We start from the raw sequence: 17500 nt of genomic DNA on the forward strand, positions 1-17500 counted from the left end.
GGTTGTCCCCTGCTGCCGCTCGCCGCCCGATGCCTCGTGCATCACCCACTGATCTTCGAGCAGCGTGACCACACGGCAGGCGCGTCCCAAAACGTCGCGCAGTGCCTCTTCGATCAGCTGCTTGCGCGGTGGTTTTTCCGTCGCATCCCGATGAAACTGGTTTTTAAACGCCACCACCACGCCATCGGCCGACGCGGCTACCGGACGCCCATCCACCAACAGGGCATGCACCTGCAGGCTGCGCGCTTTCACCACAGCCAACACCTTTGGCCACAGCTTGACGACCTCGGCCAACCGATCCGGCGTCGCCGCGCGCACCACCGCCTCCACCTGCGCCCACGGCACGCGCGCCTCGTCGTGGGGACGGCGGGAAGCGGTCACCGGCGACGGCTCCGACGCCAGCGATGCCGCCGTCCCCATGCCGCTTCGCTCGTTGCGCACGCGCTTGAGCTCGTCTTCCACCTGCCGTAACCGCGCCTCCAAAGCCGCAATGCGCTGGATGAGCGCCGCATTTTCGCCGTCCGCAGGCGCGACCGCCGGCGAAGGCTTGCCGGAGGCGCGCGCCAGTTTCACCAAAACCATTTCCAGCAGAATCCGTCCGTGCGGAATCCAACGCATTTCCGCTTGGGCGCGCGTCAGCTCCTCGATGATGGCAAACAGCCGTTCCACCGCGACCGCTTTGGCCAGAGCGGCAAGGGTCTCGTCGCCCTGCACCCGCTCGCGCACTTCCGGCATGTCGGGTGCCACACGGATGAGGAGCAGCTCGCGGCACAGCTCGAGGAGCTCCTTCGTGACGCGCTCCGGATCTTTCCCTTGGGCAATAAGGTCGTCCAATCCTTCCACCACGCCGGCAACATCCCCACGGATCAGGAGGGAGAGCAACCGAACGGCGGCTTCCTCATCAACGCCCCCCGTCACCGCCATCACGTCCTCAACGGTGATGCGCGACGAGCAAAAAGAAAAAACCTGGTCCAATAGGCTGAGGGCATCGCGCATGCCGCCGTCCGCCGCGCGCGCCAAGCGCACGAGGGCACGCTCGTCCGCTTCCACGCCGTTTTCGGCGCAGATCGTCCGCAACTGCTTCACCAAGTCAACCAGACCGATACGCCGAAACGTAAAGCGCTGGCACCGGGACACCACGGTGGCCGGCAATTTGTGCGGTTCGGTGGTGGCAAGAATGAACAGCACATGAGCAGGGGGTTCTTCCAACGTCTTGAGCAGGGCGTTGAAGGCCTCCGTGGTCAACATGTGCACTTCGTCGATGATATACACCTTGTAGCGGACCTGGGTGGGGGCAAACTTGACATGCTCGCGGATATCGCGAATTTCGTCCACGCCACGGTTGGACGCCGCGTCAATTTCTACGACATCCACTACCGAACCGGCGGCAATGCCCTCGCAGGCCGCACAGCGGTTGCAGGGTTCCGGAGCCGGCCCTTGTTCGCAATTGACGGCCTTGGCCAAGATCTTGGCCGTACTGGTCTTTCCGGTTCCCCGCGGGCCCGCAAAAAGGTACGCGTGGGCAATTCGACCGTCGCGCAACGCATTTTGCAACGTTCGCGTCACGTGTTCCTGCCCCACGACATCGGCAAAGCGCTGGGGACGCCACACCCGATACAACGCGCGGTAGCTCACGGCCGACCACTCCGGTTCGTTCGACATCGTTCATTTTATTATACCGCGGGACCGCGATGGACGCCAAACGGCAGGGCGGCCATGCACTGACGCGCTCACGTCACGGAAATCGGGATGATGATGTGGAAGGTCGTGCCGAACCCTTTTGTCGACACGCAAATGGATCCGCCGATATCGTGGATGATGCGTTGACAGACGGGCAACCCCAACCCGGTTCCGTTTTCCTTCGTGGTGAAGAACGGATCGAAGATTTTGTCCAAAACGTAGGGCGGAATGCCCGGACCGGTATCGTGAATGTCGATGCTCACCGTCTTCTCCTTTTCGTCAATGCGATAGGAAATGATCAGGGTACCCTCACTGCCCATCGCTTCAATGCCGTTTTTGCAAATGTTGAGAAACACCTGTTTTAATAACTCGCTGTCCCCAATCACCATGGGCAATTTCCCGTCGAGGTGTTCCACCACCTCGATGCCGTGCAGCAGCGCCTCGCTGCGTACGATGGGCATGATGTCGGCCAGCACGTGGTTGAGATCGACCAGCTGGTATTGCACGTCGCGGGGTTTGCTGAGCAGGAGCAACTCGCTCACCAAGGCATTTATGCGGTTCAGTTCGTTCAACATGATCTCGGTAAACTGCTTTTCCTTTTGGAGCCCCTTTTCCTCCAGCGAATGGCGCAGCATCTGCACAAATCCTTTGATCGACGTGAGCGGATTGCGGATCTCGTGGGCCGTACCCGCGGCGATCTGTCCAATCATGGCCAAACGGTCGTGCCGTTGGATCTGCTCCTCCAGTGAGCGAAGATTGGTCACGTCTTTGAGCACCAGATACGCCCCAATCGCGTTCCCCTGCTCGTCTCGGATGGTATCCGAATCGATGAGAAGGTCGTAGCGCCGGGTACCGTTGTTCCAGGTAATGGCGTAATTTTTGACCTTAACTCCTTCGAGCAGTGTTCTTCGCAAAATTCGGTGTTCTTCGGGCAAATCGGCCAACACGTCGTCCACGTTGGCGTTGATCAACTTGTGCTTGGCCAAGCCGAAAATCTCGCAGGCCATGTGACTGACTTCGACAATGCGGCCGTCGCGATTGATGAGCACAATGCCGAGGTTGATGTCGGAAAGCAGACGACGGAAAAACGTTTCGGGCAAAGAAATTTGGGCGGGACTCGCATCAGGGAACACAAAGAGATACCCATCGGCAAACAAGTCGGACACCACTTCCGACACGTACACACGCGTCCGCCTGGTGCTTCCATCGGAACAGCGAAGTTCGACCACCGGCACGGGATGTACGAAAGTAGTCGTTGCGCGCTCCGCCAACGTGCGAAACACCGGCTGCTCCACAACGCCGTGCACAAAGGCGTCGAGCAAATGCCCGTGCACATCGGGGGCCTGGTACCCCGTCACGCGCAAAAAAAGTTCGCTTACCCCTCGGACCATCCCTTTCCGATCGGTGAGGATCAGGGCGTAATCGGAACGATAAATCCAATCTTGAAATGCGGATACGGGAATCCTGGTCCGAACCTGAACGTGTCCCACCCCGTCACCCCCAACATCAGAAACAGACCCTTCCGTTTGTATACCGTTTCGTTTCCTCATTCTCTATTCTCTTCTTTTGATGAATCTTTGGCAAGGCATTCTAGATTAAAACAAAAAACACCACCTGGCTCGCTGGCCAAGTGGTGGTGTACGGCGAGGATTGTGCCGTGCACCTGTCTTCGATACCGCGTCACCCGAGCGTTACCCAAGCGAGAGGCTCGAACCAGGCGCCCCTGCGGCACACGGGGTGACCCGCTTACGGCTGCTTCCTTCCGGACCTGACCGGGTTCACGGGTTCCCGTTGCGCAGGACCCGATTGTCAACGCCCCCCGACTTGGGCCAGCCTCGACAAACGGGTACCTCGGACAGGCTTCGACCCCGCTATAGCGGATTGCGGGTTACAGGGCACCGCTACCTCCCCGTCTAGCACGGCACGTATAGTTTACCATCGAAATGGGAGTGAATCAATGGCAAATCCCGTAACCCTTTTGAAATGGACACGACGAAAGCGGCTTGCCCGTTCACTGGCAAGCCGCCGCCCTTCGCAGGTATGTATGGCGGAGAGGGTGGGATTCGAACCCACGAGGCCGGTTTGACCGACCTAACGGTTTTCGAGACCGCCTCCTTCAACCACTCGGACACCTCTCCGCGTACCATCGCTTCCGGCTGAACGCACCAATAATAATAGCAGAGCGTCCGATGAAAATCAAGACCCTGCCGACAAAATCCATCGGCATCCGGATTGCATGGACGGTCCATTTGCTTTAGAGTGAAGGAGCAGACCCCTACAGAAAGGAAGCATGGGTGATGGCCAAAGCGCGTCTGGACAAAATTCTCGCGGCATCGGGATTCGGTACGCGAAAGGAAGTCAAAAAGCTGATCAAGGAAGGGCTCGTGACCGTTGACGGCGAGCCGGCGTTTGATCCGGGCATGCACGTCGATCCGGAAACACAGTTCATCGCCGTGGCGGGACACGATGTGGAATACCGGGAACATGTGTACCTGATGATGAACAAACCGCCCGGCGTGATCACCGCCACCGAAGACCGCTCCCACCCCACCGTCAACGGCCTGCTCGATCCGTACCTGGCCAAGCGGGTTTTCCCCGTCGGCCGCCTGGACAAAGACACCGAAGGCCTTCTGCTCCTCACGGACGACGGCAAATTGGCCCACGCCATCCTGTCTCCGCGGCGAAAAGTGGAGAAGGAATACATCGCCGTGCTGGATAGGCCGATCGGCGAGGCCGAAAAATTGGCCTTTGAACAAGGGCTGGTGCTTGACGACGGTACCCTGACGAAACCGGCCAAACTAAGGGTGCTGGAAGGCGGGACGAATCCGCGCGTCGCCGTTACCCTGATCGAGGGGAAATACCACCAGGTAAAACGCATGTTTGCCGCCATCGGCCGTCGCGTGCTGCACCTCAAGCGCATCCGCATCGGCCCGCTTTTCCTGGATGAGGCGCTCTCGCCGGGGGAATACCGGCCCCTCACTCCCGACGAGGAGGCCGCCTTGCTGGCCTTGCGTTCCGCATCCACCCCGGAATAATGGCCACAAAGGGTACCGGGGCAGACCAAACGCGTGCATGGAGCGAAAGGAGGTGCTCGGCGTGAACCAGCCCCCAGAGCCGCAAACACCCCGGCGCAAGCGGGAACACCCGCCCACCATCGCGCCCGGCATGGAAAACGACGAACTGGACCGACCGGCCACCGATGAAGAAAAGCGGCGCGGCAACGTCACGCGGGTAACGGAGCTGTTTCTCGACCGCGCCGACTGACCGCACGTCTTCCGGACAAGCCTTGCTTTCGCTTTCCCCCCCATGCGATCGCTGCTCATCGGCGCAGCCGGCGGAAAAAGTCGCGCAAAAGCTGCGCGCACTCCTCGGCCAATACCCCGGACGTTACCGCCACCTGGTGGTTAAAGCGCGGCTCATCCAGCAGATTCATCAGCGTGCCGGCACAACCGGCCTTGGGATCGGGCGCGCCATACACCACCCGCTCGATGCGTGCCTGCACGATGGCTCCCGCACACATCGGGCACGGTTCCAGGGTGACGTACAGCGTGCAGCCGAGAAGCCGCCACCCGCCGAGGCGCGACGCCGCCTCGCGGATGGCCACCATCTCCGCATGCAGGGTCGGATCCTTGCCGGTCTCGCGCAAATTGTGACCCCGCCCGACCACTTCCCCGTTCCGCACGATGACCGCTCCGATGGGCACCTCGCCAATGGCCTCAGCCTTGCGTGCCTCGGCAAGCGCCTCGCGCATAAACCAGCAGTCTTGCTCATTCCGGTCCGCAATCCGCACCGTCACCGTCAACTACACCCCGCCGCTCCCCGCGCGCGTCCCATATCTTCGCGCGCGGTTTTGTTTTGGCTATTTGATAGATGTTGTAGGTCCAACGCTTCACAAACTTCGCCGACCATGGTATAATGAAACCAGACACTGGAAAGCAAAGAAATCAACCTTGCATCTACCCAATTTTCAAAGGAGAGGTGATTAAATGAAAAAAACATTTTTCAAATCCAGGTACCTTTACCCTGTCTTCATCGATATCATACCTGCTCTTCTCTCTATTTGGGAATTTTTCAAAGATGGATTTTGAATCATCAACATTGCGGCGGCGTCAAAACGCCGCCGTTTCCACAAAAAACGTTTCCACAAAAAATACATAAAAGACCACGCAACAAAGAAGCGTAACCAATGAGGATACCTTTTCAATAAACCCTCATAGGTAGGCTACAGCATCCGTAGCGCCAACCCTTCAATTTCAAACCCTCGTAGGTAGGCTCCGTCACGCTACAGATAGCTCCTACGTAAGAGCGTAACACATCATTGCAGGGCTTTCAATCCCCGAAAGGAAGTCAATATTGATCACAACATTCAATTTAAACAGTTGATTCTAGGTTTAACATGTCTGGGCACCTGAACAAACGACATAGAAACCTAAACCCTACCCATACAAGCTTTAGGTATAGCTTTTGACATCAAAGTACGTGATCGATTTCAGTACAACAAAACGGTCAAACTCGTCCTTCTTTAACTCCGTGAAACTGGGCCACGCGTCGGGGCATTCGTCGAAAAAGCGCGACAGGTGCTTTCGGTAGTCGGCCAGTGTGCGCGGCGCACGGCTTCCGCCTGCCTGGTGAGGAGAAACTCCTCTATGGCGTCCTGCCACGAGACAACGTCGAACATAAGAAAACAGCGACCCCCTCTTCTATGAAACACGGGTGCCGCTGCGGTTGAACGAACCGAAACGGTTTTTCGGTTTTTCCGTGCGATGTACACAACCAAAAAACCGCGATATATCAAGACTGGCGGGCCCGAGAGGACTCGAACCTCCGACACGCGGTTTAGGAAACCGCTGCTCTATCCAACTGAGCTACGGGCCCATCATCTGGCGGAGAGGGTGGGATTCGAACCCACGCGCGCCGCGAAGGCGCCTGGCGGTTTTCAAGACCGCTCCCTTCAGCCACTTGGGTACCTCTCCGCATACCTTCCCACATTTTTATCATACGACGGCGGCCGGCAAAACGCAACCGGCCGCCAAAAGCTGCCGCTTCCGCCTCAGTCAGCCGGAGGCGCGATCACCTCGACGCCCATGTACGGGCGCAGCGCCTCGGGGATGACCACACTGCCATCCGCCTGTTGATAGTTTTCCAGAATGGCCGCCACCGTGCGCCCCACAGCCAGCCCCGATCCGTTAAGCGTGTGCACGAACTCCGGCTTGGCCTTTGGTGCGCGGCGGAAACGAATCTGTGCACGACGCGCTTGGAAATCCTCGAAATTGCTGCAGGAGGAGATTTCGCGGTAGGTGCCGGCGGAAGGCAGCCACACCTCGATGTCATAGGTCTTGGCTGCGGCAAACCCGAGGTCGCCGGCACACAACGCCACCACGCGATACGGCAGGCCCAGGCGCTGGAGCACCGTCTCTGCCTGCGCGGTAAGCGCCTCTAGGGCCTCATAGGAGTCTTCCGGTTTCACAAACTGCACCAGCTCCACCTTGTTGAACTGGTGCAAGCGGATGAGCCCGCGCGTGTCGCGACCCGCCGCCCCGGCCTCGGCGCGGAAACAGGCGCTGTACGCGACGTATTTCTTGGGCAGGTCGTCTGGGCCCAGAATCTCCTCGCGGTGCAGGTTGGTCACCGGCACCTCGGCCGTCGGGATGAGATAGTAGTCGCTGTCCACGACGCGGAAGGCGTCCTCCTCGAATTTCGGGAGCTGACCGGTGCCGATCATGCTGTGGCGGTGGACCAGATAGGGCGGGAAGACCTCTTCATAGCCAAACTCGCGCACATGCAGGTCGATCATGAAATTGATCAGCGCGCGTTCCAGACGAGCGCCAAGCCCTTTGTAAAACACGAACCGGCTGCCCGTCACCTTTGCCGCCGCCTCGAAATCCAGGATGCCCAGGCGCTCCGCCAGCTCCCAATGGGGCTTCGGATCGAAAGCAAAGGTGGGAGGCTCACCCCAACGGCGCACTTCGACATTGTCGGCATCCGAAGCGCCATCGGGCACCGTTTCGTGCGGCACGTTGGGAATGGACAAGAGCAGTTCGTCGATTTCTGCCTCCAGTTGGCGAATGCGCTCGTCCAGCTCCTTGATCCGATCGGAAACCTGGCGCATTTCGGCGATGCGCGCCTCGGCGTCTTCCCCGGCGCGCTTGAGCCGGGCAATTTCCTGGGAAACTTCGTTGCGCTGGTGTTTCAACTGGTCGCTTTCCGCCACCAAAGCCCGCCAGGCGGTATCAAGCTCCACAAACCGGTCAAGTTCCGCCGGAACGGCGCCACGCCGTGCCAAGGCGCGCTTGACGCCGTCCAGATCGTGGCGCAGGCGTTTTACATCCAGCATCAAGATCCCTCCTTTGTTGCCATGGGAAACGAAAACTCCCGCCCCGGCCTGGGACGGGAGACCCACCATGCGCACCAACTTACGCAGATTCGTTCACCATTTGCAGGAAATATGCGTGCACGCGTTCGTCGTCCGTCAGTTCCGGGTGGAAAGCCGTGGCGAGCAGGTGGCCTTGTCGCGCCGCAACAATCCGGTCCTGAAACTTGGACAGCACCTCCACATTTTCGCCGACCTCCCGGATGTACGGCGCCCGGATGAAAACGGCCCGGAACCGGTCGGCCACACCCGCCACCGGCAGATCCGTCTCGAAACTCTCCCGTTGCCGACCGAACGCATTACGCTCCACGGTGATGTCCATGAGACCCAAGTAGGTCTCGTCTTGTCCGGCAATGCGCTTGGCCAGCACGATCAGGCCGGCGCAGGTCCCAAAAATGGGCTTGCCCTGCGCGGAAAATTCGCGTACTGCCTCGTCAATGCCGTATTTTTTCATCAACCGGCCGATGGTCGTGCTTTCGCCACCGGGGATCACCAGCCCGTCCAAGGCCGGAATCTCTTCGGCGCGCTTGACCGGAATGGCGCGCGCCCCGGCTTTCTCCAGCATCCGAATGTGCTCCGCTACGGCCCCTTGCAACGCCAATACGCCGATGTTCATTGCTGCATCCCTACCATCCGCGCTCCTGCAAACGCTGGTCCTCGCCGAGGGAGGCGATGTCGATTCCCTTCATGGCGCCGCCCAGCCCTTTCATAAGATGGGCCAGCCGCTCGTAGTCATCATAGTGCGCCGTCGCCTCAACGATGGCCCGGGCGTACTTCTCGGGGTTTTCCGACTTGAAGATCCCCGACCCGACAAACACACCGTCGGCGCCGAGGTACATCATCAACGCCGCGTCGGCCGGCGTGGCTACGCCACCCGCGGCAAAGTTGACCACCGGCAGGCGCCCATGCTCGTGGACATACTTCAACAGCTCGTACGGCGCCCCCAGGGCCTTGGCTTCAGCCATCAACTCGTCGGGCGACATGTTCTGCACCTTGCGGATTTGCGCCTGCATCGTCCGCATGTGGCGCACCGCTTCAACAATGTTCCCCGTGCCCGCCTCGCCCTTCGTGCGGATCATCGAGGCACCCTCACCGATGCGGCGCAGGGCTTCGCCGAGATCGCGCGCCCCGCAAACGAAGGGCACGGTAAACTCGTGCTTGTTGATATGGAACCGATCGTCGGCCGGCGTCAGCACTTCGCTCTCGTCGATATAGTCGACGCCAAGGGCCTCGAGTATTTTCGCCTCCACGTAATGCCCGATGCGGCACTTGGCCATCACCGGGATGGAAACGGCGTTCATCACCTCTTCGATGACCCGTGGGTCGGCCATCCGTGCCACGCCACCCGCCGCGCGGATATCCGCCGGTACGCGCTCGAGGGCCATCACGGCCACCGCACCAGCCGCTTCGGCGATCTTCGCCTGCTCCGCGTTGGTGACGTCCATGATGACGCCGCCTTTTTGCATCTCCGCCATGCCACGCTTGACGCGCGTGGTACCCACTTCCACCATGGCTCGTTCCTCCTAACTCCTCTGGTGTGGTCCGTTCCCGGTATGTCGAATCCGCCATGCCAAGCTCGTCATTACCGTTATTTTACCCAATGGGATGAGCATAGGCAACCAACTGGATCGGATATGTCCGCCCGGAATCTCACTCGTCTCCCCGCTCCTGCCGCGGCCAGTTGCGCAAAAACGCGCGAAACATGAAGAACCCGCCAACGGCGAGCAACACAAACACAATCGACGGCACGATCACCAGCGCCCATTGCATGCCGAGCGACATGCCCCTCACCTCAAAACGCTCCCGTGACGGCCTCTACGATGCTGGAAAACAGGCCGGCAAGGGCGTTTTTGACACTACGGAAGAAGAGGCGGAGCCATCCGGCTTCCTCCACGTCCTCTTGGGCGATCAGCTTCACCGCACCGGCCTCCGGCGTCAGGTACTCGTCCCCGCCCGATGCGGCAACCGCTTTGATCGTGCCCACCGCTTGTCCCTGCTTGACCGGAGCCACCACCTCCGCCACGCTTACCCGCGGCGACGGCGCGCTTTCATCCCCTTTGCGCACAACGGCGACCACGTCACGCTCGGGGACAACCGGAACCTCCAGGTCTACCCCCTTGGTCACCGGAACCGTTTCGTAGCCCTTCACCGGCTCCTTTCCTTTGAAGAGGGTTTTGACTTCAAATTGGCTGAACCCGTAGTCGAACAGCTTGGCCGTCTCCTGGAACCGCGCCAACTCGGAGGAGGTCCCCATCACCACGCTGATCAGGCGCATGCCGTCCCGCTGGGCGGTGCCAGTGAAACAGTATCCGGCCTGCTCGGTGTGGCCCGTCTTCAGTCCGTCCACACCGGGATACTGCGCCACCAAACCGGGCAACATCCAGTTCCAGTTCGCCATCTGTATCGGGTTGGCTTCCCCTTCGCGAAACACCGCCTTGGGAATGCTGGAAAACTCCAGTACCTCCGGATAATCCATGAGCAGCCGGCGGGCCAGGATTGCCGCATCCCGCGCCGACATCTGGTTGTCGCCGTTCCCCGGCGGACGGAACTGGGCGGGAATGTCCTTCAACGGGAAGCCCGTGCTGGTAACGAAATGCGTGTGGGTCATCCCCAGCGCTTTTGCCTTTTTGTTCATCTGCTCGACGAAGGCCGCCTCCGATCCCGCCACGTGCCTGGCCAGCATCACCGTGGCGTCATTGGCCGAGTAGACGGCCATCGCCGTGTACAGCTCGCGCACGGTGCGCACTTCGCCGAGGTTCAAGAACACGCGCGAACCGCCATGGCGTCCCATCCAATAACCGTATTCGTCGGTGGTGACCCTGTCCTCCCATGAAATCTTGCCCTGCTTGATCGCCTCCAACACGAGGTATTCGGTCATCATCTTCGTCATGCTGGCGGGAGGCAGCGGCAGATTTTCGTTGTATTTGTAGAGGATTTTCCCCGTTTCCGCTTCGACGAGAATCGCCGACTTGGCGGCAAGCTGCAAAGGGGGCTGCGCGTAGGCCGTGGGACCTGTCCAACCGGCTGTGATCACCAGCGCGAGAAGCAGGATGAACACGACCCGCGGCACGCGCAACCGCCACCAACTCTGCACCATCTCCACGCACCTCCCACGCGGTTTCACACATCCCCCATTGTACCATACCCGCGCGGGAGCATGCGCCGCCATCTTGTCCCGCGAGCGGTGTAAAAAAGCGACAGGGTTCTCCCCTGTCGCACAGCGGTTCAAAGCGAGTAGTTAGGCGCCTCCTTCGTGATCTGCACGTCGTGTGGATGGCTTTCGCGCAGGCCCGCGTTGGTGATGCGCACAAAACGCGTTTTCGTTTTCAGTTCCTCGATCGTCCGGCATCCGGTATACCCCATACCCGCCCGCAGGCCACCAATCAGCTGGTACACCACCTCGTGCAAGGGTCCCTTGTAGGGCACGCGCCCCTCGATGCCCTCGGGAACCAGCTTCTGCGCGTTTTCTTGGAAGTAGCGGTCACTACTGCCCGCCTTCATTGCCCCGATGGAACCCATTCCTCGGTAGACCTTAAACCGACGGCCCTGGTAGATTTCAAACTCGCCCGGGCTCTCGTCGGTCCCGGCAAACAGGCTGCCAATCATCACCGCGTCGGCACCGGCGGCAATGGCCTTGACGATGTCTCCCGAATACTTGATGCCACCGTCGGCGATGATGGCCACGCCGTACTGCCGCGCCACCGTCGCGCAATCGTAAATGGCTGTCACCTGCGGCACACCGATGCCGGCCACGACCCGCGTCGTGCAGATGGACCCGGGCCCAATGCCCACCTTCACCGCCGTGGCGCCCGCTTCGATGAGATCGCGCGTCGCCTCTCCGGTGGCCACGTTACCGGCGATGATGTCTAGATCGGGGAAGCGCTTGCGCAGGGCCTTTACCGTCTCGATGACGCCCTTGGAATGCCCGTGCGCCGTGTCCACGACGAGCACGTCAACACCGGCGGCGACAAGGGCTTCCGCCCGTTCCATCGTATCGCGGGACACGCCGACGGCGGCACCGACCACCAGCCGGCCCTGCGCGTCCTTGGCCGCGTTGGGGTACTGTTCGGCCTTTTCGATGTCCTTGATGGTGATGAGGCCCTTCAGGACGAAGTTTTCGTCGACCAGCGGCAGCTTCTCAATCTTGTGCTTCTGCAGGATGGCCTCCGCCTCTTTCAGCGTTGTGCCCACCGGCGCCGTCACGAGGTTCTCCTTTGTCATTACCTCACGGATCGGCGTGGAATAGTCGCGGACGAACCGCAGGTCACGGTTGGTGATGATTCCCACCAGGCGCTTGTTCTCGTCGACGATCGGCACCCCGGAAATGCGGTACTTGGCCATCAGCGCCTCGGCATCGTACACCTTGTGGTCGGGCGTCAAGTAGAACGGATTGGTGATGACGCCGCTTTCCGAACGCTTCACCTTGTCCACTTCTTCGGCCTGCTCTTCGATGGACATGTTCTTGTGAATGACACCGAGCCCGCCTTCCCGGGCCATGGCGATGGCCATCGGGGCCTCCGTCACCGTATCCATCGCCGCGCTCAAAAGCGGGATATTCAGCTTTAGCTTGTCGCTGAGGCGCGTCGAAACATCAGCATCACGCGGCAAGATGTCCGATTTCATCGGCACTACCAGCACATCGTCAAACGTTAAGCCCTCTTTCCCGAACTTTTCTTCCCACATCGTGCTTCCCATCCTTTGTCCGGCATGGTATGAACAATCGCATGGCATCCAGCAATTTGGTGCATTGATATTATCGAGAGTGTACCAAAGGGGGCACACCCTGTCAAGCAAAATTCGACAAACGTTCGGAAATCACATTCGTCTGGTGACTCGAATATAAGGAGGGTCCACATGCTTGTCAAGAAAATTGTATGTGAAGATCCTTATCAGACCATGTGGGCCACATTCGTCTGGTTTGAAAGCGAACCGATCGTCCAAGACTTTTTGCAACGCCAATACGAACAAAATCGCACGGAAAATGCAAAAATGTACGCTTTTCAAAACACAGAACGTTTTATCTTTGCCATCAAGCAGGCGCGGGAATATTATCGCGCGGCGGCGCAAAGCGACCTCCTCGTCAAGCCGCTTCTCTTGTATTACGGCATGGTTTCCTTGATCAAGGCCGTCCTGATTGCCAGCGATCCCGCTTACCCGCGCAACACCCGCGTCCTGCAGCACGGCCTCTCCACGCGACGGCGAAAGGCCCGTCAGTATCGGTTCCTCGACGATTCGTGCCAGCCGCAACGCGAGGGGCTCTTCCCGCTGTTTGCCACCGCCTGCAGCGCACCCGATGAGGCACGGATGGCGGAACAGACACCGCGCCGATTGCTGGCCCTCATCCCCGACCTTCGCCACAGCTACATGCGGCTGGTCGGTACCCCTTCATGCCTGCCTATAGCTGCGCGCCGCGAAGGAAACCGGGTAACCGTCGACGTGCCCACGTCGGTTCTCGACTTCTGGCACGTCACCGCTTCGCGTTTCGTCGACCTGCTCAACCAGCACCGCATCGGCGCGGGAACCTTCTCCCTGGGTAGTACCACAACCCAGCCCGCCACTTTCACGCTGCAGTGGAATCATCCTGCGCTGCCGGCGGCGGACGACGAAGACGGATCCGTCGACTTTGAAAACCGGCTGATTCGTTACGATGTGCAAGGCCAGCCCTACCTGCTGCTGGAACGGAGAAGCAGCCATCTGCTGCCCGAAGCCTGTGCCCACGTCTGCCTCATGTACATGCTGGGCATCCTTTGCCGCTATGAGCCGGAACTGTGGGGCCAGTATGCCCACGGCGTCGCCGTATCCGAAACGGCGTTGATCAGTGACTTTCTGCGGTGTTCCCAGCGCAAATTCCCCAACCTCATCCTCAATCTGCTCCACGGATTTCCCCTTGTGTTTGCCGTCAGTTGACCGGCCGCATGGGAATGCGACGGCTCACCGCTTTTTCTTCTGCCAGTTTTTCATCAGTTGCTGCACTTGGTTCAGTTGCTTTTGGTTCAGTTGGATGCCCATGCTGCGGGCAATCCGCTGCAACTGCTGCGGGTCCATCTGCATGCGCAAAAGCTGCTTGCGCAAATAGACGACCCCGACCAGAAATCCCAAAACCGCACCGCCGACGAACGTTAGTACCGGAATCAGGAAATCCACCGCGAACCGCTCCTTCCCGGCCAAAATGCGAAAGCGGGAGACGGGTGTACCGTCTCCCGCGTTGTGCCTGGCAACGACCTACTCTCCCAGGGGCTCGCGCCCCAAGTACCATCGGCGCTGGAGGGCTTAACTTCCGTGTTCGGGATGGGAACGGGTGTGTCCCCTCCGCTATCGTCACCAGACACGGGATGGATTGTAGCACAAGGTTGGTAGGAAACGCAAGGGGTTTGGGGTGCGGTTGCACCCTGAAAACCGGACCGCGGGGGTGGTGGGGAGTGGGTTAAGCCCTCGACCGATTCGGACCCGTCGGCTGAACGCGTTACCGCGCTTACACCTCGGGCCGATCGACCTCGTCATCTCCGAGGGGTCTTACCCGGTTAACCCGGTGGGAAATCTGATCTTGAGGGGGGCTTCGCGCTTAGATGCTTTCAGCGCTTATCCCGGCCGCACATGGCTACCCAGCGGTGCCCCTGGCGGGACAACTGGTACACCAGCGGTGCGTCCACCCCGGTCCTCTCGTACTAGGGGCAGCTCCTCTCAGATTTCCTGCGCCCGCGACAGATAGGGACCGAACTGTCTCACGACGTTCTGAACCCAGCTCACGTGCCGCTTTAATGGGCGAACAGCCCAACCCTTGGGACCGACTTCAGCCCCAGGATGCGACGAGCCGACATCGAGGTGCCAAACCTCCCCGTCGATGTGGACTCTTGGGGGAGATCAGCCTGTTATCCCCGGGGTAGCTTTTATCCGTTGAGCGATGGCCCTTCCACGCGGGACCACCGGATCACTAAGCCCGACTTTCGTCCCTGCTCGACCTGTCGGTCTTGCAGTCAGGCTCCCTTCTGCCTTTGCACTCGACGCGCGATTTCCGACCGCGCTGAGGGAACCTTTGGGCGCCTCCGTTACCGTTTAGGAGGCGACCGCCCCAGTCAAACTGCCCGCCTGACACTGTTCCCCGACCGGGTGACGGTCGCGGGTTAGAATTTCGGTACGGCCAGGGTGGTATCCCACCGGCGCCTCCGCCAGGCCTGGCGGCCTGGGTTCGCAGGCTCCCACCTATCCTGTACAGGCCGCACCAAAATTCAATATCAGGCTGCAGTAAAGCTCCACGGGGTCTTGCCGTCTAGTCGCGGGTAACCTGCATCTTCACAGGTACTACGATTTCACCGGATCCCTCGCCGAGACAGTGCCCAAGTCGTTACGCCTTTCGTGCGGGTCGGAACTTACCCGACAAGGAATTTCGCTACCTTAGGACCGTTATAGTTACGGCCGCCGTTTACTGGGGCTTCGGTTCAGGGCTTCGCGCCGAAAGGCGCTCACCCTTCCCCTTAACCTTCCAGCACCGGGCAGGCGTCAGCCCCTATACATCGCCTTACGGCTTCGCAGAGACCTGTGTTTGTGATAAACAGTCGCTTGGGCCTTTTCACTGCGGCCTCCTCGGGCTCATCACCCTACCGAGGCGCCCCTTCTCCCGAAGTTACGGGGCCATTTTGCCGAGTTCCTTAGCGAGGGTTCTTCCGCGCGCCTGAGGATTCTCTCCCTGCCTACCTGTGTCGGTTTGCGGTACGGGCACCTCGCTCCATCGCTAGAGGCTTTTCTTGGCAGTGTGGGATCAGGGACTTCGGGTACTGGATTTCCCCTCGCCGTCACGGCTCAGCCTTGGTGGCAGACGGATTTGCCTATCTGCCGGCCTAACCGCTTGGACGCGCACTTCCGGTCGCGCGCTCCCCTACCCTCCTGCGTCCCCCCATCGCTCAAGCGGAGCGGAGGTGGTACGGGAATATCAACCCGTTGTCCATCGCCTACGCCTTTCGGCCTCGGCTTAGGTCCCGACTAACCCTGAGCGGACGAGCCTTCCTCAGGAATCCTTAGGCTTCCGGCGGACGGGATTCTCACCCGTCTTATCGCTACTCACACCGGCATTCTCACTTCCGCCCGCTCCAGCCGTCCTCACGGTCGGCCTTCGGCGCTGGGCGGAACGCTCCCCTACCGCGCCGCTCCGTGCGGAGCGGCACCCGCAGCTTCGGCGGCGCGCTTAGCCCCGGTACATTTTCGGCGCAGCGTCACTCGACCAGTGAGCTATTACGCACTCTTTAAATGATGGCTGCTTCTAAGCCAACATCCTGGTTGTCTTCGCAACGCCACATCCTTTCCCACTTAGCGCGCACTTGGGGGCCTTAGCTGGCGGTCTGGGCTGTTCCCCTCTCGACCACGGACCTTAGCGCTCGTAGTCTGACTCCCGGGATTCGAGTGGCCGGCATTCGGAGTTTGACTGAGTTCGGTAACCCGGTGAGGGCCCCTAGCCCAATCAGTGCTCTACCTCCGGCACTCACATCCCGAGGCTAGCCCTAAAGCTATTTCGGGGAGAACCAGCTATCTCCGGGTTCGATTGGCATTTCACCCCTACCCACACCTCATCCGATGGTTTTTCAACACCAACCGGTTCGGGCCTCCGTCGGGCATTACCCCGACTTCACCCTGGGCATGGGTAGATCACCCGGTTTCGGGTCTACGGCCGCGTACTGAAGCGCCCTATTCGGACTCGCTTTCGCTACGGCTCCGGCTCACCAGCCTTAACCTCGCACGCGACCGTAACTCGCCGGTTCATTCTACAAAAGGCACGCCGTCACGCTTGCCCTTGCGGGCATAGCGCTCCGACTGCTTGTAGGCACACGGTTTCAGGTTCTCTTTCACTCCCCTCCCGGGGTGCTTTTCACCTTTCCCTCACGGTACTGGTGCGCTATCGGTCGCCAGGGAGTATTTAGCCTTGGGAGGTGGTCCTCCCGGATTCCCACGGGATTTCCCGTGTCCCGTGGTACTCGGGGTTCGCCTCGGGAGAGGCGACGGTTTCGGTTACGCGGCTGTCACGCTCTCTGGCGGGCCTTTCCAGACCTCTTCACCTACCATCGCCTTTTGTCACTCCCATGTGAGGCGCCCCACGACCCCGGAAGGCAACGCCTTCCGGTTTAGGCTCTTCCCCGTTCGCTCGCCGCTACTAAGGGAATCGCGGTTGCTTTCTTTTCCTCGGGGTACTAAGATGTTTCAGTTCCCCCGGTGTGCCCTCCCGGAGGCTATGGATTCACCTCCGGGATACCGCCCCATTCCGGGCGGTGGGTTGCCCCATTCGGGAATCCCCGGATCGACGCCTGCTTACGGCTCCCCGGGGCGTATCGCCGTTTGCCGCGCCCTTCATCGGCTCCTGGCGCCGAGGCATCCACCGTGCGCCCTTTCTAGCTTAACCCACTCCGATAACCCTCGTGCGATCCGGTTTTCAAGGTGCAAACGCTGCATCTTTAAGTGTATCAC

General features: G+C 60.1%; 13 protein-coding genes, 3 tRNA genes, 2 rRNA genes and 1 other RNA gene (1 of these 19 cut by a window edge). 3 read left to right on the top strand and 16 right to left on the bottom strand.

Going from position 1 to position 17500, the window contains the following annotated elements; all coding sequences use genetic code 11:
• The 4 genes from dnaX to ACYQ0Z_RS04490 all read right to left on the bottom strand — a co-directional run.
• On the bottom strand, positions 1-1635 hold the 5' portion of the coding sequence (gene dnaX, locus ACYQ0Z_RS04475; protein WP_459864746.1) for a DNA polymerase III subunit gamma/tau. It extends 84 nt beyond the left edge of the window; 1635 of the gene's 1719 nt are visible here — the first part of the coding sequence; its start codon is at positions 1633-1635; the stop codon falls past the left edge of the window.
• Positions 1636-1730: 95 nt separating this feature from the next.
• The gene (locus ACYQ0Z_RS04480; protein WP_459865147.1) at positions 1731-3038 is read right to left on the bottom strand and encodes an ATP-binding protein; all 1308 of its coding nucleotides are present in this window, start codon (positions 3036-3038) and stop codon (positions 1731-1733) included.
• Positions 3039-3335: 297 nt separating this feature from the next.
• Positions 3336-3602: signal recognition particle sRNA large type (ffs, locus tag ACYQ0Z_RS04485), an RNA gene on the bottom strand.
• 123 nt (positions 3603-3725) lie between these two features.
• Positions 3726-3818: transfer RNA gene (locus ACYQ0Z_RS04490), tRNA-Ser, on the bottom strand.
• Between the two features lie 159 nt (positions 3819-3977).
• On the opposite strand from ACYQ0Z_RS04490, the gene ACYQ0Z_RS04495 reads away from it, so the two are divergent.
• The gene (locus ACYQ0Z_RS04495; protein WP_459864748.1) at positions 3978-4715 is read left to right on the top strand and encodes a pseudouridine synthase; all 738 of its coding nucleotides are present in this window, start codon (positions 3978-3980) and stop codon (positions 4713-4715) included.
• A 61-nt stretch (positions 4716-4776) separates the two neighbouring features.
• The gene (locus ACYQ0Z_RS04500) at positions 4777-4944 is read left to right on the top strand and encodes a hypothetical protein (protein ID WP_459864751.1); all 168 of its coding nucleotides are present in this window, start codon (positions 4777-4779) and stop codon (positions 4942-4944) included.
• A gap of 55 nt (positions 4945-4999) precedes the next feature.
• On the opposite strand, the gene tadA is transcribed toward ACYQ0Z_RS04500, so the two are convergent.
• From tadA to guaB, 9 genes are all read right to left on the bottom strand, one after another.
• Positions 5000-5476 carry a tRNA adenosine(34) deaminase TadA gene (tadA, locus tag ACYQ0Z_RS04505; protein ID WP_459864753.1) on the bottom strand — a complete coding sequence of 159 codons (477 nt, stop codon included), beginning with the start codon at positions 5474-5476 and terminating at the stop codon, positions 5000-5002.
• 1002 nt (positions 5477-6478) lie between these two features.
• A tRNA-Arg gene (locus ACYQ0Z_RS04510) sits at positions 6479-6555 on the bottom strand.
• 6 nt (positions 6556-6561) lie between these two features.
• Positions 6562-6653 (bottom strand) — tRNA-Ser (locus ACYQ0Z_RS04515).
• Between the two features lie 77 nt (positions 6654-6730).
• Positions 6731-8014, bottom strand: coding sequence for a serine--tRNA ligase (gene serS, locus ACYQ0Z_RS04520; protein WP_459864755.1), 1284 nt, complete (start codon positions 8012-8014; stop codon positions 6731-6733).
• 79 nt (positions 8015-8093) lie between these two features.
• Positions 8094-8666 carry a pyridoxal 5'-phosphate synthase glutaminase subunit PdxT gene (pdxT, locus tag ACYQ0Z_RS04525; protein ID WP_459864757.1) on the bottom strand — a complete coding sequence of 191 codons (573 nt, stop codon included), beginning with the start codon at positions 8664-8666 and terminating at the stop codon, positions 8094-8096.
• A gap of 10 nt (positions 8667-8676) precedes the next feature.
• Positions 8677-9561 (bottom strand): pyridoxal 5'-phosphate synthase lyase subunit PdxS, encoded by an 885-nt coding sequence (pdxS, locus tag ACYQ0Z_RS04530; RefSeq protein WP_459864760.1) that lies wholly within the window; start codon positions 9559-9561, stop codon positions 8677-8679.
• Positions 9562-9700: 139 nt separating this feature from the next.
• Positions 9701-9832, bottom strand: coding sequence for a DUF2621 family protein (locus ACYQ0Z_RS04535; protein ID WP_459864762.1), 132 nt, complete (start codon positions 9830-9832; stop codon positions 9701-9703).
• A gap of 10 nt (positions 9833-9842) precedes the next feature.
• On the bottom strand, positions 9843-11147 hold the full coding sequence (locus ACYQ0Z_RS04540; protein ID WP_459864764.1) for a D-alanyl-D-alanine carboxypeptidase family protein: 1305 nt from the start codon (positions 11145-11147) through the stop codon (positions 9843-9845).
• A gap of 128 nt (positions 11148-11275) precedes the next feature.
• Positions 11276-12733, bottom strand: coding sequence for an IMP dehydrogenase (gene guaB / locus ACYQ0Z_RS04545; RefSeq protein ID WP_459864766.1), 1458 nt, complete (start codon positions 12731-12733; stop codon positions 11276-11278).
• Positions 12734-12946: 213 nt separating this feature from the next.
• On the opposite strand from guaB, the gene ACYQ0Z_RS04550 reads away from it, so the two are divergent.
• Complete coding sequence (locus ACYQ0Z_RS04550; RefSeq protein ID WP_459865149.1) at positions 12947-13957, top strand: YaaC family protein; 1011 nt, start codon at positions 12947-12949, stop codon at positions 13955-13957.
• 24 nt (positions 13958-13981) lie between these two features.
• Here ACYQ0Z_RS04550 and ACYQ0Z_RS04555 read toward each other — a convergent pair whose 3' ends face one another.
• The 3 genes from ACYQ0Z_RS04555 to ACYQ0Z_RS04565 all read right to left on the bottom strand — a co-directional run bounded on the left by ACYQ0Z_RS04555 (position 13982) and on the right by ACYQ0Z_RS04565 (position 17435).
• Positions 13982-14194: a YneF family protein gene (locus ACYQ0Z_RS04555; RefSeq protein WP_459864770.1), complete on the bottom strand. Its 213-nt coding sequence runs from the start codon at positions 14192-14194 to the stop codon at positions 13982-13984.
• Positions 14195-14259: 65 nt separating this feature from the next.
• A 5S ribosomal RNA gene (rrf, locus tag ACYQ0Z_RS04560) occupies positions 14260-14376 on the bottom strand.
• 94 nt (positions 14377-14470) lie between these two features.
• Positions 14471-17435, bottom strand: a 23S ribosomal RNA gene (locus ACYQ0Z_RS04565).
• Between the last annotated feature and the right edge of the window lie 65 nt (positions 17436-17500).

The organism is Calditerricola yamamurae, assembly GCF_054654135.1.